Genomic DNA, 23730 nt, shown 5'->3' on the forward strand with positions numbered 1-23730 from the left:
GATCCAGCGCAACGCCCGCCGGCTGCCGGGGCACTAGCATGAAGGCATTCCGACCCGGAGCCTCATCATGCCCGTTCGCGCCCCGCGCCGCTTCGGCGCCGACGATTTCGAGACCGCCCTGGCGGCCAGCAACGCCGTCGGCCGCCCCCTCTCGGTTCGCCTGGCCCTGCCGTTCTGCCGCCAGGCCTGCCGGCACTGCGCCCGGCCGGTCGCCGGCGACGCCACCGGCATCCCCGAGGCCTACCTGACACGACTCGACCGCGAGATGGTGCTGGTGCGCCGGCCACTGGATCCGGCGCGACGGGTCCAGGCCCTGCACTGGGGCGGCGGCACCCCGTCGCTGCTGCGCCTGGACCAGATGAGCGACCTCATCGACCGCCTGGCGGCCCGCTTCTCCCTGGAAAGCGGCCCGAGCCGGGACTTCGCCATCGAGCTCGACCCCCGGGAGGCCGATGTCCTCACCCTGCGCCACCTGGAGGCGCTGGGCTTCAATCGCCTGCGCCTGACGGTGCTGGACCTGACGCCCCGGGTGCAGGCCGCCGTGGGTCGCCCCTGCCCCCGGCCCCTGATCGAGCCGCTGCTCGACGAGGCGGACCGGCTGGGCTTCCGCTCGCTGGCCGTGGAGCTGGCCCTGGGCCTGCCCCACCAGAGCGGCGAACGCCTCGCCGACACCCTGAGCCAGGTGGCGGCCATGGCCCCACCGCGGATCCTGCTGCATCGCGCCTCGCCGCCGGTCGCCGGAGCGCCGGATGCGGACGACCTCGAGGCGAGGGCCGAGCGCCTGCTGGCGGAGGCCGGCTACGCGGCCTGGCGGCCGGGGCACTATGCCCGGCGCGGCCCGGCCCTCGACGACGCCCGCGCCCAGGCCGACCGCGAGGCGCGGCGCGATCGCCTGGGCCTGGGCGTGGGCGCCCACTCCCGGCTCCCCGATGCCGAGGCGCGCAACGCCACCACGCTGGCCGACTACGCGGCGGCCCTGGACGCCGGCCGACTGGCCACCGCCTCGGGGCAGTGGCGGTCGCGCCCCGTCGACCCGCCCCCTCACCGGGCCGACGGGGGTATCACCTAAGGGATGCTATGCCTCGACGCGGTTCATCCTCCATAATGTCGCCCAGAGTCGACATCAAGGAGGACACCATGGCCGATACCGCAGCCGGCCGGCGACGTTCGCTGTTGAACGAGACCCGCTGCCGGACGTGCAGCCTGAGCTCGCTGTGCCTGCCCCTGGCCCTCGAGCTCGAGGACATGGATCAGTTCGACGCCATCATCCGCCGCCGCGCGCCGCTCAAGAAGGGCGAGTCGCTGTTCCGGCAGGGCAGCCCCTTCACCAGCGTCTACGCGGTGCGCTCGGGCAGCCTCAAGCAGGTCACCAGCGAGGGCAGCGGGGCCGACCAGCTCACCAACTTCTACCTGCCCAGCGAGCTGGTGGGCCTCGACGGCATCGACGAGACGACCTACCCGGGGTCGGTGATCGCCCTGGAGACCACCACGGTCTGCGAGATCCCCTTCGATCGCCTGGACGCCCTCTCGGAGCGCCTGCCGGAGCTTCGCAACCAGCTGTACCGCAGCATGAGCAAGGAGATGCGCGACGACCGCCGCATGATGCGCCTGCTGTCGCGCAAGACCGCCGATCAGCGACTGGCCACCTTCTTCGCCAGCCTCTCCGACCGCTTCCGGCGCCGCGGCTACTCCCCCTACAGCTTCCGGCTCTCCATGTCCCGGGCGGACATCGGCAACTACCTGGGCCTGGCGGTGGAGACGGTCAGCCGTATCCTGAGCCGCTTCCAGCAGCAGGGCTTGGTGGCCGTGTCGGGGCGCGAGGTCAACATCCTCGACCTGGATGCCCTGGTCGAGCTGGCCGAGGAGGAAGGCTGCCGCTGACACGCTATCGCGTGAGCTGGAAGCTGGAAGCTGGAAGCTGGAAGCTGGAAGCTGGAAGCTGGAAGCTGGAAGCTGGAAGCTGGAAGGCAGCGTAAACCGAACCGCCCCTATGGCAAAAGCCTAGGGGCGGTTTTGCTTCCGGCTTAGGTCCGCGCAGCGTACGACCTTCCAACTTCCCGGCGAAGCCGGAGACTTCCAGCTTCAAGCTTATGGCTTACGGCTACTCGTTATGGAGCTCGATGCGGTCGGCCTGCAGGCGCGCCTGCTTGTCCTCGAGGCCGGCGAAGTCGAACAGCTCGCGGTCGGCCAGCTGGGACGGCGCGACGTTGGTCACCGCCTTGAACATGCTCTCGAGCCGCCCCGGGTGCTTGGCCTCCCACTCGGCCAGCATCTCCTTGACCACCTGGCGCTGGAGGTTCGGCTGGGAGCCGCACAGGTTGCAGGGAATGATCGGGAAGGCCATCTGCCGGGCGAACTCGGCGATGTCCGCCTCCCGGCAGTAGGCCAGCGGCCGGATGACGATGTTCTTGCCGTCGTCGGAGAGCAGCTTGGGCGGCATCGACTTGAGGCTGCCGCCGTAGAACATGTTGAGGAACAGCGTCTCGAGGATGTCCTCGCGGTGGTGGCCCAGGGCGATCTTGGTGGCGCCGATCTCCTCGGCGTAGCCGTAGAGGGAGCCGCGCCGCAGCCGCGAACACAGCGCGCAGGTGGTCTTGCCCTCCGGGGTCTTCTCCTTGACCACCGAGTAGGTGTCGCGCTCGAGGATGTGGTAGTCCACGCCGATGCCGTCCAGGTACTCGGGCAGCACGTGCTCGGGAAAGCCGGGTTGCTTCTGATCCAGGTTGACCGCCACCAGCGAGAAGTCCACCGGGGCGTTGCGCTGCAGGCTGCGCAGGATCTCGAGCATGGTGTAGCTGTCCTTGCCGCCGGACAGACAGACCATCACCTTGTCGCCGTCGCGGATCATGCCGAAGTCGATGATGGCGTTGCCGACCTGGCGCCGCAGGCGCTTCTGCAGCTTGTTGAACTCGCGCTTGGCCTTGGCGTCCGGGCCAGCGGTCGCGGAGGCCGACGTCTCGGCGGGGGGCGCGTCCTCGGCGGGACGGGGATCGAACATCATGGCGTCTTGCATGGTCGGGGCACTGCCAGGGCATCGGGAATGAACGGCCGCCCATCCTACCACCCTCGTCCGGCACTGGCGATGCAGGCCGCGCCAGCCGGGGCTCTCAGCCGCTCAGGGGCAGCTCGGCCCGACGCGCCATGCGCAGCTGCATCAGGGCCGTGGTCACCGCCTTGCCCAGGGCGCTCTGGCGCCCCATCAGCGGCACGCCGAGACGCTCGGCGACCTCGTCGAAGCGCGGCGAGGACATGAAGTGGGGATGCTGATGCCGCTGTCGGCGCTGGTAGCGCTGAGCCAGGTCGATGCCGGCGTTGGGCAGCGCGAAGCCGAGGTGGCGACGCAGCATGCGGTTGAGCAGCGCCAGGTCGCGATCCAGCCGCCAGCCGACCAGCGGCCGGTTGCCGACGAACTCCAGCAGCCGGCCCAGGGCCTCGTCCATCGCCAGGCCCTCGTCCAGGTCGATGCCGCGCAGGCCATGATGACGCACGGCGTCCCCGGCCAGCGTCTCCGGGCGCGCCAGCCGCAGCTCCAGGGACTCGCTGGTCAGCACCCGGTCCCCGCGCAGGCGCACCGCGGCGATGGCCAGCGGCTCGGCGTGGCGAGGATCCGGCCCGCTCGCCTGCACCGCGATCGCCACCATCTCCTCCCCCGTGTAGGGGCGGAAGAGCCAGCCGTAGCGGCCATGGGCATGGCGGTGGCGATCCACCACCCGGCGCAGGGTCTTGAGCATCCGAGCCTCCTCAGCTTGGCGGGGACGGGGCCCTCACGAGTATTCGAGGTGATAGCGATGAGACAGTCGCTGCTTGAAGTCCTTGACGATATGCAGCGCCTCACGCAGCAGATCGCGCTCCAGGGACGACAGCTCCTGGACCACGACGCGATCCGGGTCGTCCGCCTGCTGGCCGGTGCCGTCGAGGCGGGCCACCTGCTGCTTGAGACGCAGCTCGGTGAACAGCGACAGCGCCTCGCCCAGGTCCTCGGCGAAACGTGCCTCCAGCCGGCCGTCCTCGACCAGCGCATCCAGGCGGTCGAGGGTCCCGGTGGCGGCGATCCGCCGCTCCAGGGCCATCACCCGCACGCCGTGGACGATGGGGAAGATGCCGCCCTTCTTGATGTCGATGCCGTGCTGGGGCTTCTTCAGGGAGCCGAACAGGGTCAGCGGGGTGGAGAAGTGCAGCGCCGGCCGGGCGAAGTAGGACAGCAGCAGCTCGTCGCCGGAGGCCGCCTCGAACAGGGCCTCCCGGACCCGCTCGAGCAGGGCCGGGGCGCCGGCCACGGCATGGGCATCGAGCATGATCGCCAGCTTCATCAGGCTGTCGCCGTCGCGGCGCTCCAGCCAGCGCGCGATCCGCGCCTTCCACTGGCTCACCGTGCCCACCCAGTCGGGATTGGAGACCATGATGTCGCCGGGACAGCGCGGATAGCCCAGGGCCACCAGGGTCTCGGTGAACGCCTGCATCTGCTCGGCGCAGTCGGGCCAGTCCAGGGCGTCGTCGAGGATCAGGCCGTTGTCCTGGTCGGTCTTGAGGATCTGCTCGCCGCGCCCCTCGCTGCCCATCACCATCAGGCAGCTGTCGCGGCGATAGCGCTCGTCGATCCGGAAGCTCCAGGCCTTGTGGATGATGCGGCCGTTCAGCGCCGCCAGCAGGCCCATGGCGAAGCGCAGCTTGACGCCCTGAGCCATCAGCGCCCGCACCAGCTCCGGGGTGCGGCGGCTGGCGGCGGCCAGGGCCTCCAGGTCCTCGGCCTGCTCCACCTGCAGGCTGACCACATAGCTGCGGCTGGAGAAGTAGCTGAGCACGTCGGTGAGCTCGACCACCCCGCTCGGGGCCCCGTCGTCCATCACCACGACGCGCTCGACCCGATGACGGGTCATCAGCACCAGCACCTCGAAGAGATACTGGTCGGGCCGGGCCGTGATCAGCGAGAAGTGCGCTAGGTCCGACAGCACGGCGTCCTGGGGCTTCCCGGCGAGCACCAGGGCGTCGAGCAGATCGGTCTTGGTGATCATGCCCGGCCCCGCCTCGCCGCGCACCAGCAGGCTGTCGGCATGGCCGTCGTGCAGGGTACGCACCGCCTCGGCGACGGTGGCCGACCCCGGCAGGCACAGCGGCGGACGCATGCACTCCTCGACCCGCGCCAGCATGAAGCCGGCCATGGTCACCCCTCCGGCGGCGCGCTGCTCGGTCAGCAGCCGGGCCTTGTGGGCCAGGCGCTGGCGGAAGAACTCGGCGAAGGCCGGGTAGTCATCGCACAGCCGCAGGAAGAGCGCGCCGGGCATGAGATAGCAGAGGGTCTCCTCCTCGGCCCGGAAGCGATAGCGGCTCTTGCCGTTGAGCACGCTGATCGCGCCGAACAGGTCGCCGCCGGTGTAGTGCCCGATGCGCTCGCGGCTGCCCGGCTGGGTGGCGTCCAGCTCGGCCACCTCTCCCTTGTGGATGAGGTAGACGTACTCGCCGTCCTGGCCGGCCTCGAGGATGATCTCGTCGCGATCGAAGTAGGCGAGATCGATCCCGTGACGCACCCGATCGCGCCCAGCCTCGTCGAGGAAGCTGAAGGGCGGCTGGGAGAGATCGACGTCGACCATGGCGAGGTCCTCGTGTCGGGAGGGGCCCGTACCGGCATGCGCCGACCGCGACACGCGGCCGACGGCAGGGTACGGAACCGAAGGATCAATGGCAGAGTAGCAAAGCCCGCCCCCGGTCAAGAATCTAGACCATGGTTCAAGGTGACGCCCTCGGCTTCGCCACCCGCTCCGCCCATTGCGACCAAGGTCCCATGCGGATTCTCCCGGCGACAAGCCGCTTCGACTTTCGGCGGCATACCAAGGTCAAAACCGCGCCTCCCGGGTCATCAACCTCGCCGATAACCGACATAGACGATCGTCAAACCTTCGCGACCTCCTCCCGGCACCTATCCTTCATAAGTCTCACAAACCATTGTTTATAAAAAACAACTTACATCCGTTTGATTGCGTTTTCCGCTAATGATACGAAAGTCTGCGATGTTTTTTCGGGCATTGTTGACCAGCATTACCCAGGCGAGGCGAGCGACCTCTCTCGCCTGATGACGAGGCCATACAACAAGCACAAGGAGGGTGACCCGGACCCGGGAACGACCGTCGGCCAGTGCCGGCCGAACGCCAAGCCCCGCCGAAAGGCGGCCGCATGACGGATCGCTTCTCGAACGCCCGCCACCCACCACCTTTGCGCAGAACGGTCTGCCGGTCGGGGGAAGCCCTTGCGGTGACCTCGATGTGACTTCCCGATCCCAACAACAAGTGGAGAGCAACGCCATGGCAGAAGAGAACCCCAATGCCGAAGCCTACTGGGCGGCAAACCTGCGACTGATCGCCGGTTGCCTGGTGGTCTGGGCGGCCGTGTCCTACGGCTGCGCCATCCTGCTGCGCCCGCTGCTGGCGGGCATTCCCGTGGGCGGTACCGACCTGGGCTTCTGGTTCGCCCAGCAGGGCTCCATCCTGACCTTCATCGGCCTGATCTTCTTCTACGCCTGGAAGATGAACCGGCTGGACAAGCAATTCGGGCTCGGGGAGTAAGCCAGCATGAGTCAATTCGCCATCAACGTCCTTTTCGTGGGGGCCTCCTTCGCCCTCTACATCGGCATCGCCATCTGGGCGAAGGCCGGCTCCACCAAGGACTTCTACGTCGCCGGCGGCGGGGTGCACCCGATCACCAACGGCATGGCCATCGGCGCCGACTGGATGTCCGCCGCCTCCTTCATCTCCATGGCCGGCCTGATCGCGGCCGGCGGCTACGCCAACTCCACCTTCCTGATGGGCTGGACCGGCGGCTACGTGCTGCTGGCCATGCTGCTGGCGCCCTACCTGCGCAAGTTCGGCAAGTTCACCGTGCCGGAGTTCATCGGTGACCGCTTCTACAGCAAGCAGGCGCGCATGGTCGCGGTGATCTGCCTGATCGTGGCCTCGGTGACCTACGTCATCGGCCAGATGGCCGGCGCCGGGGTGGCCTTCTCGCGCTTCCTGGAAGTCGACGCCACCACCGGCCTGATCATCGCCGCCGTGGTGATCTTCTTCTACTCCGTGCTGGGTGGCATGAAGGGCATCACCTACACCCAGGTGGCCCAGTACATCGTGCTGATCATCGCCTACACCATCCCGGCGGTGTTCATCTCCCTGGAGCTGACCGGCAACCCGATTCCGGCGCTGGGCCTGTTCTCCGAGCACAGCGAATCCGGCATGCCGCTGCTGGCCAAGCTCAACGAGGTGGTCACCGCGCTGGGCTTCAACGAGTACACCGCGGACGTCGACAACAAGCTGAACATGGTGCTGTTCACCCTGTCGCTGATGATCGGCACCGCCGGCCTGCCCCACGTCATCATCCGCTTCTTCACCGTGCCCAAGGTCGCCGACGCGCGCTGGTCCGCCGGCTGGGCCCTGGTGTTCATCGGCCTGCTGTACCTGACCGCGCCGGCCGTGGCCTCCATGGCGCGCCTCAACATCGCGACCACCGTCTATCCCGACATGGCCGGGCAGGTGGAGAACGTCGCGGACGCCACCACCAACCCGATCCTCTACGAGGAGCGCCCCAGCTGGATCCGCACCTGGGAAGAGACCGGCCTGATCCAGTACGAGGACAAGAACGGCGACGGTCGCATCCAGATCTACAACGACACCGAGGCCTTCGCCCCGACCGCCGAGGCGCGTGGCTGGGAAGGCAACGAGCTCTCGGTCAACAACGACATCCTGGTGCTGGCCAACCCCGAGATCGCCAACCTGCCCGGCTGGGTCATCGGCCTGATCGCCGCCGGCGGTCTGGCGGCGGCGCTGTCCACCGCGGCGGGCCTGCTGCTGGCGATCTCCTCGGCGATCAGCCATGACCTGATCAAGGGCTCGATCAACCCCAACATCTCCGAGAAGGGCGAGCTGATGGCGGCGCGGATCTCCATGACCGTCGCCATCATCGTGGCCACCTACCTGGGGGCCAACCCGCCGGGCTTCGCCGCCCAGGTGGTGGCACTGGCCTTCGGCATCGCCGGCGCCTCGCTGTTCCCGGCGCTGATGATGGGGATCTTCTCCAAGCGGGTGAACAACAAGGGCGCCATCGCCGGCATGCTCACCGGCCTGGCCTTCACCCTGGTGTACATCTTCGTCTACAAGGGCTGGTTCTTCATCCCGGGCACCAACAACCTGGCGGACATCCCGGAGAACTGGGTGCTGGGCATCTCGCCGCTGTCCATCGGCGCGATCGGCGCGATCATCAACTTCGCCGTGGCCTTCGGCGTCTCCAAGGCGACCGATGCGCCGCCCAAGGAGATCCAGGACCTGGTCGAGAGCGTGCGCTACCCGAAGGGCGCTGGCATGGCCACCGACCACTGAGCCATAATCACCTGCCGGCGTCCCCGCGTCGCCGGCCCCAACCCCACGCATCGGGCTTCCCACGGGAAGCCCGATGGTCGTCAGGAAGCCCCTCATGATTTGGCACTTGATTGCGGCGATCTTCGCCGGACTGGGCGCGGCGGGCATCGGCCTGCTGCTGCGCACCCTGAGCCGGGGCCGACTGCCTCGCTGGATCGTCCCGGTGTTCGCCGGGCTCGGCATGCTCGGCTACCAGATCCACCACGAGTACACCTGGTTCGATCACAAGCGCACCCAACTGCCGGACTCGGCCCGGGTGGTCGCCAGCGAGCAGCGCCCCGCCTTCTGGCGCCCCTGGACCTATGCCTTCCCGCTGACCACGGCCTTCACGGTGATCGACGAGGACGGCCTGTCCCGTTCCCGCGCCGACGGCCAGCCGCTGGTCGAGTTCATCCTCTACCGCTTCGAGATGGGGGCGGCCGACCGGCTCGAGCATCGCCCCCACCTGCTGAACTGCGCCACCGGCGAGCTGGTGCCGCTCGACGGCGAGAGCGGCCGCCCGCAGACCGAGACCCTGCGCCGGCTCGACGACGGCGACCCGCTGCGCGAGGCGCTCTGCCCCGGCGCCTGAACGCCAACCCGACGGAGTATGCGGCGAGGCGCCGTGGACAAGCCGAGGCGGAGCGCCTGCGTCAGGGGCGAGGCGCCCGGGCTTGTCGACGGATCGGCCTCGCACCACATCGCCGCCCGCCGCATCCCCGGCATCCTCTCCACCGAGCATGGACAGCATCCCGCCTGGCCTTAGAATGGACGGGAACCCGAGGGAGAAGCTCATGTTCGCTGGCTGGCTGCTGATCGCCGTTTCGCTGCTGTATATCGCCGTGCTGTTCGCCATCGCCTGGCGCGGCGACCGCCTGGCGCGCCTCCACGGCGCCAGCCGCCGGCGGCCGGTGATCTACAGCCTGGCGCTGGCCATCTACTGCACCTCCTGGACCTTCCACGGCGCCGTGGGCCAGGCCGCCACCTCGGGCTGGTCCTTCGCCAGCATCTTCGTCGGCCCCATCCTCACGCTGCTGCTGTTCTGGCCGGTGCTGGCCAAGATGATCCGCGTCGCCAAGCACCAGAACGTCACCTCCATCGCCGACTTCATCGCCTCGCGCTACGGCAAGACCCAGTCGCTGGCGGCCTTCGCCAGCCTGGTGGCATTGATCGGCACCCTGCCCTACATCGTGCTGCAGCTGAAGGCGGTGGCCACCTCCTTCAGCGTGCTGACCGATGCCTCGGACATCACCCGGGCGCCGCTGTTCGGCGATACCGCCTTCTACGTGGCGCTGGTGATGGCGGCCTTCGCCATCCTCTTCGGCACCCGTCACACCGACGCCACCGAGCACCACGAGGGCCTGATCCACGCCGTGGCCTTCGAGTCGCTGGTCAAGCTGGCGGCCTTCCTGATCCTCGGCGCCTACGTCACCTGGGGGATGTTCGACGGCCTCGGCGACCTGCTGGCCTTCGCCGACATCCAGCTCGAGCTGCAGCGCCAGCTGGCCCAGCAGGACTTCGGCCAGAGCTTCTGGGCCCAGACCCTGCTGGCGATGCTGGCGATCCTCTGCCTGCCCCGCCAGTTCCACGTGGCGGTGGTGGAGAACACCCACCGCGACGACGCCGCCAAGGCCCGCTGGCTGTTCCCGCTCTACCTGGTGGCCTTCGCCTTCTTCGTGCTGCCGCTGGCCGCCGCCGGCCTGACGGTGTTCGCCGACGGCAGCGTCGATCCCGACAGCTACGTGCTGGCCCTGCCCATGGCCGCGGGCAGCGAGTGGCTGGCCCTGCTGACCTTCATCGGCGGCTTCTCGGCCTCCACCGGCATGGTGATCGTCGCCGCGGTAGCGGTGTCGATCATGATCTCCAACGAGATCGTGATTCCCGCGCTGTTCCGGCTGCGCTGGTTCGACACCAAGGCCCGCGACTACGGCCGCCTGGTGCTGCGCGCCCGACGCATCACCATCGCGGCGATCCTGGCCCTGGCCTACGGCGCCTACCAGCTGATCGGCGACTTCAGCTCGCTCGCCGCCATCGGCATGCTGTCCTTCGCCGCCGCCGCCCAGTTCGCCCCGGCGCTGATCGGCGGCCTCTACTGGAAGCGCGGCAACCGCCTGGGGGTGATCGTCGGCATGAACGCCGGCTTCGCCATCTGGGCCTACAGCCTGCTGATGCCGGCGATGATCTCCGCCGGGGTGCTGCCGGCGGCCTGGCTCGACGGCGGGCCGTTGGGCATCGGCTGGCTGTCGCCCACGGCGCTGTTCGGCCTCAACGTCGGCGATGGCTTCACCCACGGCGTGATGCTGTCGCTGGGGGTCAACCTGGTGAGCTACATCTTCGTCTCCCAGATGACGCCCCAACGGGTGGTGGAGCGCATCCAGGCCTCGCTGTTCGTCGACAGCGTCGAGACCCGCCAGACCTCGGTGAATCGCCCCTGGACCGGGGCCACCACGGTGGGCGACCTCAAGGTGCTGTGCGAGCGCTTCCTGGGCGCCGACCAGGTGGCCCGCGCCTTCGACGACTATGCCCGGCGCACCGGCACCCCGCTGGACGACAACACCCGGGCCTCGATCGACGTCATCCAGTTCACCGAGCGCTTCCTGGCCTCGGTGCTGGGGGCCTCCTCGGCGCGCATCGTCGTCAACTCGGCGCTGCAGGGCCGGGGGATCGGCATCTCCGACGTGATCTCGATCGTCGACGAGGCCTCCCAGGTGCTGGAGTTCAACCGCGCCCTGCTCCAGGCCACCATCGAGAACATCAACCAGGGCATCAGCGTGGTCGACCAGCACCTGCGCCTGGTAGTCTGGAACCAGCGCTACCTGGAACTGTTCCGCTTCCCCGACCACCTGATCCGGGTCGGCGCCCCGGTCGACCGCATCTTCCGCTACAACGCCCACAACGGCGAGTACGGCCCCGGCGACCCCGAGGAGCACGTCCAGCTGCTGCTCGACAACATCCGCGACGGCCAGCCCCACCGCTACGTGCGCTATCGCCAGGACGGCAGCGTGCTGGAGGTCCAGGGCAACCCCATGCCCGGCGGCGGCTTCGTCTACACCTACCAGGACATCACCCAGCAGAAGCGCACCGAGGAGGCGCTGATCCGCTCGGAGAACAACATCCGCATCTACACCGACAACGTGCCGGCGCTGATCGCCTACTTCGACAAGGACCGCCGCTACCTCTTCACCAACCGGGCCTACGAGCAGGCCTTCGGCATCGATCGCCACGCGGTGATCGGCCAGCCCATCCAGGAGGTGATCCCCGCGGCCCTGGCCCGGGAGCGCGAGCCCTGGATCGCCCGGGCCCTGGCCGGCGAGCGGGTCAGCTTCGAGGTCTCGCTCACCCTCGCCGAGGGCATCCGCTACATGCTGGTCACCTACACCCCGCACTTCGGCGACAGCGGCGCGATCCTGGGCTTCTTCGCCCTCTACCAGGACATCACCGAGCGCCGGCGCGCCGAGATCGCCCTCCAGGAGACCAACGAGACCCTGGAGGAGCGCGTGCGCGAGCGCACCCAGGCGCTGTCTGAGGCAAACGCCGCCCTGCGCCAGGAGAACCGGGTGCGGGCCGAGGCCGAGCAGGCCCTGCGCCAGGCCAAGCAGGTCGCCGAGGACGCCAACGCCTCCAAGACCCGCTTCCTGGCCGCGGCCAGCCACGACCTGCTGCAGCCGCTCAACGCCGCCCGGTTGTTCACCTCGGCGCTGTCCCAGGACATGCAGGCCGAGGAGATGCGCCGCACCATCGGCCATATCGACAACTCGCTGCAGGCCGCCGAAGAGCTGCTCGGCACCCTGCTCGACATCTCCAAGCTCGACGCCGGCGCCCTGACCCCGCGGCGCAGCCACTTCGCCCTGGCCGAAATCTTCCAGCCGCTGCGCGCCGAGTTCGAGGTGATGGCCGAGGAACGCGGCCTGGACCTGGTGGTGGTGCCGACCCGCGCCTGGGTCGACAGCGACGCCCAGATGCTCAGGCGCATCGTGCAGAACTTCCTGTCCAACGCCATCCGCTACACCCAGGAGGGGCGGGTGCTGCTGGGCTGCCGCCGGCGGGGCGAGCGGCTGTCGATCGAGGTCTGGGACTCGGGCCCCGGCATCCCCGAGGCCAAGCAGGCCGAGATCTTCCAGGAGTTCCGCCGGCTGGACCAGGCCTCGCGGCACAAGGAGAGCGAGAAGGGCCTGGGCCTGGGGCTGTCGATCGCCGACCGCATGAGCCGGGTGCTGGATCACCCCATCCGGGTGCGCTCCTGGGAGGGCGTGGGCACCGTCTTCGCGGTCAGCGTGCCGGTGGTGGCGGCCCGGCAGGAGGCCGCCCCGGAAGCGGCCAAGCCGCGGCGCGCCGGCAACAAGCTGGCCGGCAAGCGCATCCTGTGCATCGACAACGAGTCGCTGATCCTCGAAGGCATGAAGGCGATGCTCTCCGGCTGGGGCTGCGAGGTCTTCACCGCCACCTCCATCGGCGGGGCCAAGTCGGTGCTGCGCCATCTGGACGCCGATCCGGACGCGATACTGGCCGACTACCACCTGGACAACGAGGTCACCGGCCTGATGGCCATGGAAGCCCTCGCCGAGCGACTGGACGGTCCGGTGCCGGGCATCGTGATCACCGCCGACCGCACCGAGGAGGTCGCCGAGGAGATCAAGCGCGCCGGCTACCAGCTGCTGCTCAAGCCGGTGCGCCCCGCCGCCCTGCGTGCCCTGCTGACCCGCACCCTGCAGGCCAGCCGCGCCGTTCGCGAGCAATAAGCTGGAAGCTGGAAGCTGGAAGCTGGAAGCTGGAAGCTGGAAGCTGGAAGGCAGCGTAAATGAAACCGCCCCCACGGCAAGGCCATGGGGGCGGTTTTTCTTCCAGCTTCAAGCTTATGGCTTCAAGCTACTGAGCCGACTCCGCCGGCTCAGGATTCGACCTTGGGCGGCTCCACCTCGAGCTTCTGGGCGGCGATCACCGCCTGGGTGCGGGAATGCACGCCGAGCTTGCGCAGGATGGCGGTCACGTGAGCCTTGATGGTGGCCTCGGAGACATTGAGCTCGTAGGCGATCTGCTTGTTGAGCAGCCCCTCGGTGAGCATGTTGAGGACCCGGAACTGCTGGGGGGTCAGCGAGGCGATGGCCTCGGCGAAGCGGCTGTCCTCCTCGTCGGCCTCGCCCAGGGCGTCGGCCATCTCGGCGGGCAGCCACACCTCGCCGTCGAGGATCTCGCCCACCGCCTCGGCGATCAGCGGCAGCGACGAGGACTTGGGGATGAAGCCGGAGGCGCCGTAGTCGATGGCGCGGCGCACCACGTGCAGCTCGTCGCTGCCGGAGATCACCGCCACCGGGATGTCCGGCGTCTGGCCGCGCAGCTGGATCAGGCCGGAGAAGCCATGGGCGCCGGGCATGTGCAGGTCCAGCAGGATAAGGTCGGCGTCCGGGTGGCGGGTCACCACCTCGGTGGTGGCCTCCATGGTGTCGGATTCGACGATCTCGGCCTGGGGTGCCACCTGGCGCAGCGCCTGGGTCAGGGCCGCGCGGAACAGCGGATGGTCATCGGCGACGATGAATTTCTGGGCAAAGGCCATGGTATTCCTCCGGTTCCGGGAGCAGCGGGGCCGACCGCCGCCTGCGGGACGCTTTAGTCTTTTACGGCATGTTACCCCATGGCCGAGGCGATGCCCAAGCACCCGAGCGGCATTGTCGACAGCGAGGCACGGCGGACAAAAAAGCCGGCCCCTCGGGCCGGCTGGAATGTCCCTGACCAGGGGCCGTGCGGCCGGCCCCGAGCGATCACTTGTTGGCGCGATGCTCGATCAGATCCTCCACCACGGACGGATCCGCCAGGGTGCTGGTGTCGCCCAGGCCGTCGCACTCGTTGGCGGCGATCTTGCGCAGGATGCGGCGCATGATCTTGCCCGAGCGCGTCTTGGGCAGGCTCGGCGCCCACTGGATGACGTCCGGCGAGGCGATCGGCCCGATGTCCTTGCGCACCCACTGGGTGAGCTCCTTCTTGAGCGCGTCGCTGGGCTCGTGCTCGTCGTCCAGGGTCACGTAGATGTAGATGCCCTGCCCCTTGATGTCGTGGGGGAAGCCCACCACGGCGGCCTCGGCCACGGCCTCGTGAGCCACCAGCGAGGACTCGATCTCGGCGGTGCCCATGCGGTGGCCGGAGACATTGAGCACGTCGTCGACCCGGCCGGTGATCCAGTAGTAGCCGTCCTCGTCGCGGCGGCAGCCGTCACCGGTGAAGTACATCCCCTTGTAGGTGGAGAAGTAGGTCTGGATGAAGCGCTCGTGGTTGTTCCAGATGGTCCGCGCCTGGCCGGGCCAGGAATCCAGGATCACCAGGTTACCGTCGGTGGCGCCCTCGAGGATGTTGCCCTCGTTGTCGACCAGGGCCGGCATCACGCCGAAGAACGGCAGGGTGGCGGAGCCCGGCTTGAGGTCGGTGGCGCCGGGCAGCGGGGCGATCATGATGCCGCCGGTCTCGGTCTGCCACCAGGTGTCGACGATGGGGCAGCGCTCCTTGCCGATCACCCGGTAGAACCACTCCCAGGCTTCGGGGTTGATGGGCTCGCCCACCGAGCCCAGCAGGCGCAGGCTGTCCCGGGAGCTGGAGTCCATGACGTTGTCGCCATGGGCCATCAGGGCGCGCACCGCCGTCGGCGCGGTGTACAGGATGTTGACCTTGTGCTTGTCGACCACCTCGCCCATGCGGCCGTTGGTCGGGTAGCTGGGCACGCCCTCGAACATCAGGGTGGTGGCGCCGTTGGCCAGCGGACCGTAGACGATGTAGCTGTGGCCGGTCACCCAGCCCACGTCGGCGGTGCACCAGTAGACCTCGCCGTCCTGGTAGTCGAAGACGTACTGGTGGGTCAGGGCGGCGTGCAGCAGGTAGCCGCCGGTGGTGTGCTTGAGGCCCTTGGGCGCCCCGGTGGAGCCGGAGGTGTAGAGGATGAACAGCGGATCCTCGGCGTTCATCTCCTCGGCCGGGCACTCGGTGGCCTGCTGGTCGACCAGCTCGTGGAACCAGACGTCACGGCCGTCCTTCCAGTCGATGTCGCCGCCGGTGCGCTGCACCACCAGCACCTTCTCGGCGACCTCGGTGCCGTCGCGGGTCAGGGCCGCGTCGACGTTGTCCTTGAGCGGGACGTGCTTGCCGCCGCGCACCGACTCGTCGGCGGTGATCACCACCCGCGAGCCGGCGTCCTTGACCCGCTGGGCCAGGGCGTCCGGGGAGAAGCCGCCGAACACCACCGAGTGGATGGCGCCGATGCGGGCGCAGGCCAGCATCGCCATGGCGGCCTCGGGCACCATCGGCATGTAGAGGGTGACGGTGTCGCCCTTGCCGACCCCCAGCGCCTTGAGGGCGTTGGCCAGCTGGCAGGTGCGCTCATAGACCTGGCGATAGGTCAGGGTCTTGGAATCCTGGGGATCGTCGCCCTCCCAGATGATGGCGGGCTGGTCGCCGCGGGTCGCCAGGTGGCGATCCAGGCAGTTGACGCTGGCGTTGAGACGACCGTCCTCGAACCAGCGGATGTCGACCTGATGGGTATCGAAGACGGTGTGCTTGATCCTGGTGGGTGCCTGGAACCAGTCGAGGCGCTCGGCCTGCTCGGCCCAGAAGCCTTCCGGATCATCCAGCGAGCGCTGGTACATGGCCTGGTAGGTCGCCTTGTCGGCCCAAGCCTTGGCGGCGAAGTCCTCGCGTACCGGATGCAGGTGCGGTTGCTCACTCATGGAATTGCCTCTGTCCTCGGGGTGGCCCCTTCAGGTTGATGAAGCCGGTCGTCATTGTCGTTGGCTCGGCCGGCGCCATTAAGCTGAGTTCAGCATAAACCCCCGACGCCCCGCCTTCCCCTTAGACATTGGTATGAACAATTTTCTTTTTTATAACAATACCTTAAGAGGCATTTTCAAACACCGACCGAGCCCTGATAGACCAAGGTCTGAGCGCAGTGGCGGCAGCGATAGGCCCGTCCGCGGCGCGCCTGGGCATGGCGCCGGGCGCTGAAGGCATGCTCCCGGCAGGCGCAGCGGTAGCGATGCGGCGCCGGGCTCGACCGGGCGGTATCGAAGGCGTGGGTGGTGCGGGGGGCGATCCCGAACAGCTCGCGCATGACCGTGCGCCACTCGCGGCCGTGGGGCCGGGCCCGGTGCCCGTCCGCGAGGTGATGCACCAGCCAGTGGGCCATCTCGTGGGGCACCACCTCGACCAGGAAGGGATGGCGATTCTCGTCGTAGAGCACCGGGTTGAAGCGCAGCCCGCCGCGCCCGAAGTGAGCCTGGCCGGCGGCCTTGCCGCGCAGGTCCAGCCACACGGCCGGGCGCGGCAGGGTGTCGTGGACCTCGCGGCACAGCGACCAGGCCGCCTCGACCCGCTCGCGCAGCACCCGCTGGCTGGCCGTCCGGTCGAGGGCGGCCAGCCAGCGGGCATCGGGGTCGGGCAAGGCGGGGGACGTCATGGGGTGCTAGAATGGCGCCCCGTTGTGACGGCGTAAAGCCCCGCGCGAGACACCTGCGAGTGAGAGACATGTCAGACGACAAGCCCCAGCCCCACCCCCTGCTCGACGACGAGGCCCTGGAGCGGCTCGACGACTTCCTGGAGTCCGACCGGGTCGACGGCGACGCCCTGGACCTGATCGGGGCCCACGGCTTCCTGGTCGCCCTGGCCGTGGCCCCCCGGGACGTGGCCCCCGCCACCTGGGTGGCGGAACTCTTCCACGGCGAGCCCGCCTTCGACGACGACGCCGAGCGCGAGGCGATCCTGGCGCTGCTCGAGCGACTGCGCGGCAACGCCATGGAGGTCCTGGAAGGCGGCGGCCTGCCGGAGCTTCCCTTCGACCTGGAGCTCGGCGGCCTGGCCCCGGAGGAGACGCCCATCGGCGACTGGTGCGCCGGCTTCATGGAGGGCGTCTTCCTCGACGAGGCCGCCTGGTTCGCCGAGGACGAGGAGGCCGCGGCCACCCTGCTGCTGCCGTTCATGCTGCTCTCGGGGCTGTTCGCCGAGGAGCCGGACATGGCCGAGCTGGCCAGCGACGGCCAGCGCCTGGAGAGCCTGGTGGCCCAGCTCCCGGAGCTGGTGCTGGACCTCTACCTGCACTACCGGGTGCCCCCGGAGGCGCCCAAGCCCAAGCCGCGTCGCAAGAAGCCCGCCGGGCGGGGCGGCAAGCGCAAGAAGTAAGACGGAAGAGGGAAGAGGGAAGAGGGAAGAGGGAAGAGGGAAGAGGGAAGAGGGAAGACAGGCTATGTGCTTGTCTTCCGTCTTCCAGGCGCGAAGCGCCGATCTTCTCTCTTCAGCGGCGCAGCCGCGTTCTCGCGTCAGCGTAGGCGCGTCAGCAGCCCGTCCAGGGTGCCGTAGAGCCACTCCCTGAGCCGCTGCAGGCGCGGTCGACGCGCCCAGGCCGCGGGGTCGATCTCGCGGCTGGCCTCCAGGTTGCGGCGGAACAGCTCGGCCACCTCGGCGGCGAGCCGGGGGTCGTCCACCTCCTGATTGGCCTCCAGGTTCCACTGCAGGCTCCAGTGATCGAAGTTGCAGGAGCCCAGGCTCACCCAGTCGTCGGCCAGGGTGATCTTGGCATGCAGGAAGGAGGGCTGGAACTCGTAGATGCGCACCCCGGCGCGCAGCAGGCGGCCGTAGAAGCGCTGCCCGGCATAGCGGATGCCCGGGTGGTCGTGGCTGTCGCCGGGCAGCAGCAGGCAGACCTCCACCCCGCGGCGCGCCGCCCGGGCCAGGCGCCGGCGCAGGCCGAGGGTGGGCACGAAGTAGGGCGTGCAGATCCAGATGCGCTGCCGCGCGGCGAGGACCCGCCGCTGCAGCGAATGGCGGATGGCCTGGTAGCGATAGCCCTGCCCCCAGACCACCCGCCCGCGCATGCCGCGATAGTCGTCCCGGCGGCGGGGCGTCACCGCCAGGGCGTGCACCAGGTGAGCCTCGCCGGGCCCCCGGCTCATCGGCGAATCCCACAGGCTCGAGAACAGCCGCATCCAGTCGGCCACCACCGGGCCTTCGATGCGCATGGCCACCTCGTACCAGGCCTCCAGGAAGGCGTCGACCGCCCCGAAGCCGCCGGTGAAGGCCACCTCGCCGTCCACCACCACCAGCTTGCGGTGATCCCGGGTCAGGTTGCGCGCCAGCGAGTGCAGGCCCAGGGGATTGAACCAGCGCAGGGCCACGCCCCCCGCCTCGAGCCGACGGCGATCCTCCCCGGACAACCCCATGGCGCCATAGCCGTCGAGCAGCAGCATCACCGTGACGCCGCGGGCCGCGGCCTGGCAGAGCGCCTCGATCAGCGCCGAGGCCAGGCGCCCGGATTCCATCAGGTAGAGCTCGACCAGCACCGAGCGGCGCGCGCCCTCCACCGCCTCGAACATGGCCGGCAGGAAGCGCGCCGCCTCGGGCAGCAGCGCGAAATGATTGCCGTCTCGCCACATCCCGTCCATGACGCCTCCCTGGCCGCGATGACTGGGCTCATTGACGCACGTTTGCCGCCCCGGGAAAAGCCGCTGCCCTGCCCCGCGCGCCCCGTCCCGGTATACTGGGGACTCACTCGACCGCTGGGGCAACTGCATGGCTTCCCCGCTCGGCACATGGCGTGCGCCGCTGCGCCGGCTGCTCGCCGCCTGGGTCCGGGTGCGGCGCATCGAGCCGCCCCCGGCCTCGCGGCCGCTGGCCCGCGACCTGCCCACGCTCTATGTGCTGCCCCGCGCCGCCCTCTCCGACCGCCTGCTGCTGGAGCACCTGACCGGACGCGACGGCCTGCCCTCCGCCGCGGCCCGCCACCGCCTGGGGGATCGCGAGGTCGACGCCCTGCTGGCGCTGCCCTCGCCGCGCCGCCGGCGCCGCACGCCCCTGCGCGGCCTGCTCGAGGCCGGCGACGACGCCCAGCTGATCCCGGTCAGCGTCTTCTGGGGCCGCGCCCCGGGCAAGCGCTTCGGCCTCTGGCACCTGCTGGCCGCCGACGGCTGGCGCTTCACCGGCCGGCTGCGCCGGGCGCTCGCCGTGCTGCTCAACGGCCGCGACCTGGAGGTCCACTTCGGCGCGCCGCTGCGCCTCTCCGAGCTGGCCGACGGCCGCGAGGCGGCCCTCCTCGAGCGCAAGGCCGCGCGCCTGCTCAGGGTGCATTTCCGCCGGGTGCGTGGCCGGGTGCTCGGCCCGGACCTGTCCCATCGTCGCACCCTGATCGACGGCGTGGTGGCGAGCCCCGAGGTCGAACGCGCCATCGGCGAGCTGGCCGGCGACGACGCCCGCGCCAGGGCGCGGCTGCGGCGCCGGGCTCACCGGCAGGCCCGGGAGATCGCCGCCAGCATGAGCTATCCGGTGCTGCGCTTCCTGGACGGCCTACTGGGGCGAGTGTGGCACCGCCTCTACGACGGCATCGAGGTCCGCGGCCTGGCCCGGGTCAAGGCCCTGGCCGGGCACCACACCCTGGTCTACGTGCCCTGCCACCGCAGCCATATCGACTACCTGCTGCTGTCCCACGTGCTCTACGCCGAGGGCCTGATGCCGCCGCATATCGCCGCCGGCCGCAACCTGGACATGCCGCTGGTCGGCCCCCTGCTGCGTCGTGGCGGCGCCTTCTTCATGCGCCGCAGCTTCCGCGGTCAGCCGCTCTACGCGCGGGTCTTCGAGGAGTACCTGCACCGCCTGCTGTCCCGGGGCCACAGCCTGGAATACTTCATCGAGGGCGGCCGCTCGCGCAGCGGCCGCCTGCTGCCGGCGCGCCCGGGCATGCTGGCCATGACCCTGGACTCCTTCCTGCGCCGCGGCCCCGGCGGCCGCCCGCTGTCCTTCGTGCCGGTCTACCTCGGCTACGAGCGCATCCTCGAGGAGGCCAGCTACCAGCAGGAGCTGGCCGGCGGGGCCAAGCGCCGGGAGAGCCCCCTGGCCCTGCTGCGCGCGCTCGGCCGGCTGCGCCAGCCCCAGGGCCGGGTGGCGGTGAACGTCGGCGAGCCGTTGTCCCTCGAGGCCTTCCTGGACCGCGAGCACCCGGGCTGGCGGGCCGACGCCGGCCGGGCGAGGCCCGCCTGGCGGCGGGCGGCGGTGACCCGGCTCGGCGAGACCCTGTGCCGGCGCATCAACGCCGCGGCGACGCTCAACCCGGTCAACCTGGTCGCCCTGGGGATGCTGGCCACCCCCCATGGCGCCATCGAGGCGGCGCTGCTGGAACGCCAGCTGGCGCTACTCGCCGACCTGCATCGCCCCGCCCCCGGCGCCCCTCAGCAGGACCTGCCGGCCGGCACGCCCCGGGACTGGATCGACCGGGCTCGGGCCCTGGGGCTGGTCGACTACCGCCCCCATCCGCTGGGCGACCTGGTCGGCGTCGATGCCGACCAGGCCGCCCGCCTGGCCTGGTACCGCAACAATGTCCTGCACCTCTATGCCCTGGCGGGGCTGGTCGCCTTCGCCTTCCGCCACCAGCCGCGCCATGACCGCGGCTCGCTGGAGCGTCTGCTGGCCCCCGGCTGGCCACTGCTGGTGCGGGAACTGGCCCTGCCGCCCATGCCCGATCTGGGCGAGGCCCTGGACGGCGTCCTGGCGCGCCTCGCCGGCGCCGGGCTGCTGGTGGGCGACGGGCGGGGCTGGCGGCGGACGGACGCCCTGGTCGAGGAGGAACAGCTGCGTATGCTGGGGCGGCTGATGCAGCCGCCGCTGGAGCGGGCCTACCTGCTGCTCGCCACCCTGCTCGGCGAGGCGCCGGGCCACTTCGACCGCGCCGCTCTGGCCGACCACGCGCGCCAGCTGGCGGAGCGACTGGCTCGACTCACCGGCCGGGAGACCCCGGAGTTCTTCGATGCGCGACTGTTCGACGGCCTGGTGGAGAGCCTGAGAGCCGAGGGCTGGGTGACGATACGGGAGGAGCGCCTGCACTACGGCCCGGCGCTGCGCGAGGCGGCCCTGCGCGGCCAGGCGCTGTTCGACCCGGCGCTGCGCCACCGCCTGGAGCGGGTGATCGCCCGCCGCCCCGCCTGAGCGGTGCCGACTCAGGGGGTCAGCGCGCGGTGCACATAGAGGTCGTAGCGGCTGGTCTTGCCCTCCAGGACATGCCGCGGCGCCGGGCCGTCGATGGGCGGTGCCTTGCGCGGCCGCTTGACCACCACCCGATGGGTCGCCACGTCCAGGGCCGCCTCCAGCAGCCGCGGGGCATCGGCGTCGTCGCCGGCCAGGGTGCGGAACAGTCGCATCTCCTTCTTGACCAGCGCCGACTTCTCGCGATGGGGGAACATGGGATCCAGGTGCACGACCTGGGGCGCCACCCCGGCCTCGGCCACCAGGGCGGCGAGCTCGGTGCCGGCGTCGCCGTGCGCCAGGCGCAGGCGCGCGGCGATCGGCGCGGTGTCGGCGGCGGCCCGAGCGCGAGCCAGGCCGTCTTCCAGCAAGGCGGCGATGGCCGCCACCCGCTCGACCATCAGCACCTCGGCCCCCAGGGTCGCCAGCACGAAGGCATCGCGGCCGAGTCCCGCCGTGGCGTCCACCACCGAGGGCGTCACGCCCTTGCCGAGCCCGCAAGCCCTGGCGATCAGTTGGCCCCGGCCGCCGCCGAAGCGCCGCCGGTGGGCGGCCTTGCCCTCGACGAAGTCCACCGCCAGGGGCTTGCCGTAGGCCTTCGGATCGCCGGCCAGGACCAGCCGACCGGCCTCGTGGCCTAGGATCAGCGGCGCCTCGGCCGCGCCCGGGGCGTCGCGCTCGGGCAGCCCCCAGCGTCGCGCCAGGGCCGGGTCGTCGGCGACGGCGACCGCGCTCATCGGCCCTTCTGCCAGGCGACCCGGTCGCGCAGGTAGACCGGCTGGACCTCGGCGGCGGGCCGCCCCTCGCCGGCGGCGAGGGCGTCGGCGGCCAGCAGCGCCATGTCCTCGGCGGCCGGCTCCGGCTCGGTCAGGCACAGGCCCATGCCGGCCTGGACCTCGGCCGACATGGCCTCCCACAGCGTCCAGCCGGAGCCCACGCCGACCCAGTCGTGCTCGGCGTGCCCGGGCGGCAGGCGCAGCCGCTCGGGGGGCAGGACCGCCTCCTCGGTCAGCGTCTCGACCCGGCCGCGATCGCACTGCCAGGCGGCGGCATAGATCTCGCCCATGCGCGCGTCCAGGGCGGTGATCAGGTGGCGGTAATGGTGCCGGCGATGGGCGCCCAGCGCCAGCGCCTGCAGGGTCGAGACGCCGAGCAGCGGCCGGTCCAGGCCGAAGGCCAGGCCCTGGGCGGCGCCGGCGGCGATGCGCAGCCCGGTGAAGGAGCCCGGGCCGCGGCCATAGGCCAGCGCGTCGAGCTCGGCCGGGGCCACGCCGGCCTCGGCGAGCACCTCGTCGACCATCGGCATCAGCCGGCGGGTGTGGGCGCGGGGAGTGAGTTCGAAGCGGGAAACGAGAACGTCGTCGGCGCCCTCGCGGCGGCACAGCACCGCGGCGGAGCAGGCGCTCGAGGAGGCATCCAGGGCCAGCAGGATCGGCATGGGACTCTACAGGGTGGCAGCAAGTGTCGGGGCATTATACGCCAACGGCCCGCAGGATGCGGGCCGTTACCGGGATGAAGAAAAGCGCGGGATTCCATCGCGAGCGAAGGCGGGTGGGGCCGCCTCCGGAGCGCAGAAGCGAGCGCAGAGGAAACCCGCCTTTTCTCAGCCCTCGAGGGCGGCGATCACCTGATTGGTGATGTCGTCGACGCTGCCCACGCCGTCCACCTTGTGGTAGGCCGGCGCCGCCTCGGGCTCCTCCTGGGCCCAGCGCTGGTAGTAGTCGACCAGCGGCGCGGTCTGGTCATGGTAGACCGACAGGCGGTTGCGCACCGTGGCCTCGCTGTCGTCGTCGCGCTGGATCAGCGGCTCGCCGGTGACGTCGTCCTTGCCCTCTTCCTTCGGCGGGTTGTGATCGACGTGATAGACGCGGCCGGAGGCCGGGTGCACGCGGCGGCCGGCCAGGCGGTTGACGATCTCCTCGTCGGGCACGGCGATCTCGAGGACATGATCGAGCTTCACGCCGGCCTCCTTCATGGCATCGGCCTGGGGGATGGTGCGCGGGAAGCCGTCGAACAGGAAGCCGTTGGCGCAGTCGGGCTGGGCGATGCGCTCCTTGACCAGGGCGATGATGATGTCGTCGGACACCAGGCCGCCGGTGGTCATGATCTCCTTGACCTTGAGCCCCAGTTCGCTGCCTTCCTTGACCGCGGCCCGCAGCATGTCACCGGTGGAGATCTGCGGGATGCCGTAGCGCTCGCAGATGAACTGGGCCTGGGTGCCCTTGCCGGCGCCCGGCGCCCCCAAGAGGATCAAACGCATCGAACTTGCTCCTTGAAATGGGATGGATCACAGAGACGAGGAATCGAGAGTAGCGAACGATACCGGGGCCACCGCCACCACACAAGCGGCGCGGCGACGCAGGCCGGGGCGGCGCGCCGA

Annotated in this window: 18 protein-coding genes; 8 read left to right on the plus strand and 10 right to left on the minus strand. The window is 70.1% G+C overall.

Annotated features, from left to right (window positions below; translation table 11 throughout):
- The first annotated feature begins 67 nt into the window (after window positions 1-67).
- Both QC818_RS07575 and fnr read left to right on the plus strand, forming a co-directional pair.
- Window positions 68-1069 (plus strand): radical SAM protein, encoded by a 1002-nt coding sequence (locus QC818_RS07575; RefSeq protein WP_309652235.1) that lies wholly within the window; start codon window positions 68-70, stop codon window positions 1067-1069.
- Between the two features lie 68 nt (window positions 1070-1137).
- Window positions 1138-1881, plus strand: coding sequence for a fumarate/nitrate reduction transcriptional regulator Fnr (gene fnr / locus QC818_RS07580; protein WP_309652236.1), 744 nt, complete (start codon window positions 1138-1140; stop codon window positions 1879-1881).
- Between the two features lie 220 nt (window positions 1882-2101).
- On the opposite strand, the gene ttcA is transcribed toward fnr, so the two are convergent.
- The 3 genes from ttcA to QC818_RS07595 form a co-directional block, all read right to left on the minus strand.
- Window positions 2102-3013: a tRNA 2-thiocytidine(32) synthetase TtcA gene (gene ttcA, locus QC818_RS07585; protein WP_309652237.1), complete on the minus strand. Its 912-nt coding sequence runs from the start codon at window positions 3011-3013 to the stop codon at window positions 2102-2104.
- Between the two features lie 94 nt (window positions 3014-3107).
- On the minus strand, window positions 3108-3731 hold the full coding sequence (locus QC818_RS07590; RefSeq protein ID WP_309652238.1) for an exonuclease domain-containing protein: 624 nt from the start codon (window positions 3729-3731) through the stop codon (window positions 3108-3110).
- Window positions 3732-3764: 33 nt separating this feature from the next.
- A complete protein-coding gene (locus tag QC818_RS07595; RefSeq protein WP_309652239.1) occupies window positions 3765-5588 on the minus strand; it encodes a putative nucleotidyltransferase substrate binding domain-containing protein in 1824 nt (607 codons plus the stop codon).
- Between the two features lie 708 nt (window positions 5589-6296).
- Here QC818_RS07595 and QC818_RS07600 point away from each other — a divergent pair.
- The 4 genes from QC818_RS07600 (at window position 6297) to QC818_RS07615 (ending at window position 13114) form a co-directional block, all read left to right on the plus strand.
- Complete coding sequence (locus tag QC818_RS07600) at window positions 6297-6557, plus strand: DUF4212 domain-containing protein (RefSeq protein ID WP_309652240.1); 261 nt, start codon at window positions 6297-6299, stop codon at window positions 6555-6557.
- Window positions 6558-6563: 6 nt separating this feature from the next.
- Window positions 6564-8357, plus strand: coding sequence for a sodium:solute symporter family protein (locus tag QC818_RS07605; protein WP_309652241.1), 1794 nt, complete (start codon window positions 6564-6566; stop codon window positions 8355-8357).
- A gap of 94 nt (window positions 8358-8451) precedes the next feature.
- On the plus strand, window positions 8452-8967 hold the full coding sequence (locus tag QC818_RS07610; protein WP_309652242.1) for a hypothetical protein: 516 nt from the start codon (window positions 8452-8454) through the stop codon (window positions 8965-8967).
- A gap of 202 nt (window positions 8968-9169) precedes the next feature.
- Window positions 9170-13114, plus strand: coding sequence for a hybrid sensor histidine kinase/response regulator (locus QC818_RS07615; protein WP_309652243.1), 3945 nt, complete (start codon window positions 9170-9172; stop codon window positions 13112-13114).
- A 149-nt stretch (window positions 13115-13263) separates the two neighbouring features.
- Here the strand turns inward: QC818_RS07615 and QC818_RS07620 are convergent, their stop codons facing one another.
- From QC818_RS07620 to QC818_RS07630, 3 genes are all read right to left on the minus strand, one after another.
- Complete coding sequence (locus QC818_RS07620) at window positions 13264-13926, minus strand: response regulator transcription factor (protein WP_309652244.1); 663 nt, start codon at window positions 13924-13926, stop codon at window positions 13264-13266.
- A gap of 205 nt (window positions 13927-14131) precedes the next feature.
- Window positions 14132-16081 carry an acetate--CoA ligase gene (gene acs, locus QC818_RS07625; RefSeq protein WP_309652245.1) on the minus strand — a complete coding sequence of 650 codons (1950 nt, stop codon included), beginning with the start codon at window positions 16079-16081 and terminating at the stop codon, window positions 14132-14134.
- Window positions 16082-16257: 176 nt separating this feature from the next.
- On the minus strand, window positions 16258-16806 hold the full coding sequence (locus tag QC818_RS07630) for a SprT family zinc-dependent metalloprotease (protein ID WP_309652246.1): 549 nt from the start codon (window positions 16804-16806) through the stop codon (window positions 16258-16260).
- A gap of 68 nt (window positions 16807-16874) precedes the next feature.
- Here QC818_RS07630 and QC818_RS07635 point away from each other — a divergent pair, with 68 nt between their 5' ends.
- Window positions 16875-17525, plus strand: a complete 651-nt coding sequence (locus QC818_RS07635) for a YecA/YgfB family protein (RefSeq protein ID WP_309652247.1) — start codon at window positions 16875-16877, stop codon at window positions 17523-17525.
- A 137-nt stretch (window positions 17526-17662) separates the two neighbouring features.
- Here QC818_RS07635 and QC818_RS07640 read toward each other — a convergent pair whose 3' ends face one another.
- On the minus strand, window positions 17663-18784 hold the full coding sequence (locus QC818_RS07640; RefSeq protein ID WP_309652248.1) for a phospholipase D-like domain-containing protein: 1122 nt from the start codon (window positions 18782-18784) through the stop codon (window positions 17663-17665).
- 127 nt (window positions 18785-18911) lie between these two features.
- On the opposite strand from QC818_RS07640, the gene plsB reads away from it, so the two are divergent.
- On the plus strand, window positions 18912-21314 hold the full coding sequence (plsB, locus tag QC818_RS07645; RefSeq protein WP_309652249.1) for a glycerol-3-phosphate 1-O-acyltransferase PlsB: 2403 nt from the start codon (window positions 18912-18914) through the stop codon (window positions 21312-21314).
- Window positions 21315-21325: 11 nt separating this feature from the next.
- Here the strand turns inward: plsB and QC818_RS07650 are convergent, their stop codons facing one another.
- The 3 genes from QC818_RS07650 to adk form a co-directional block, all read right to left on the minus strand.
- The gene (locus tag QC818_RS07650; RefSeq protein WP_309652250.1) at window positions 21326-22087 is read right to left on the minus strand and encodes a class I SAM-dependent methyltransferase; all 762 of its coding nucleotides are present in this window, start codon (window positions 22085-22087) and stop codon (window positions 21326-21328) included.
- Window positions 22084-22788, minus strand: a complete 705-nt coding sequence (gene tsaB, locus QC818_RS07655; protein ID WP_309652251.1) for a tRNA (adenosine(37)-N6)-threonylcarbamoyltransferase complex dimerization subunit type 1 TsaB — start codon at window positions 22786-22788, stop codon at window positions 22084-22086. Before tsaB ends, QC818_RS07650 begins: the two co-directional genes overlap by 4 nt.
- A gap of 165 nt (window positions 22789-22953) precedes the next feature.
- Entirely contained in the window at window positions 22954-23610 is a 657-nt protein-coding gene (gene adk / locus QC818_RS07660; protein ID WP_309652252.1) for an adenylate kinase, read from the minus strand.
- Window positions 23611-23730: the final 120 nt, after the last annotated feature.

Source organism: Halomonas koreensis, from assembly GCF_031451675.1.
Lineage (GTDB): Bacteria > Pseudomonadota > Gammaproteobacteria > Pseudomonadales > Halomonadaceae > Halomonas > Halomonas koreensis.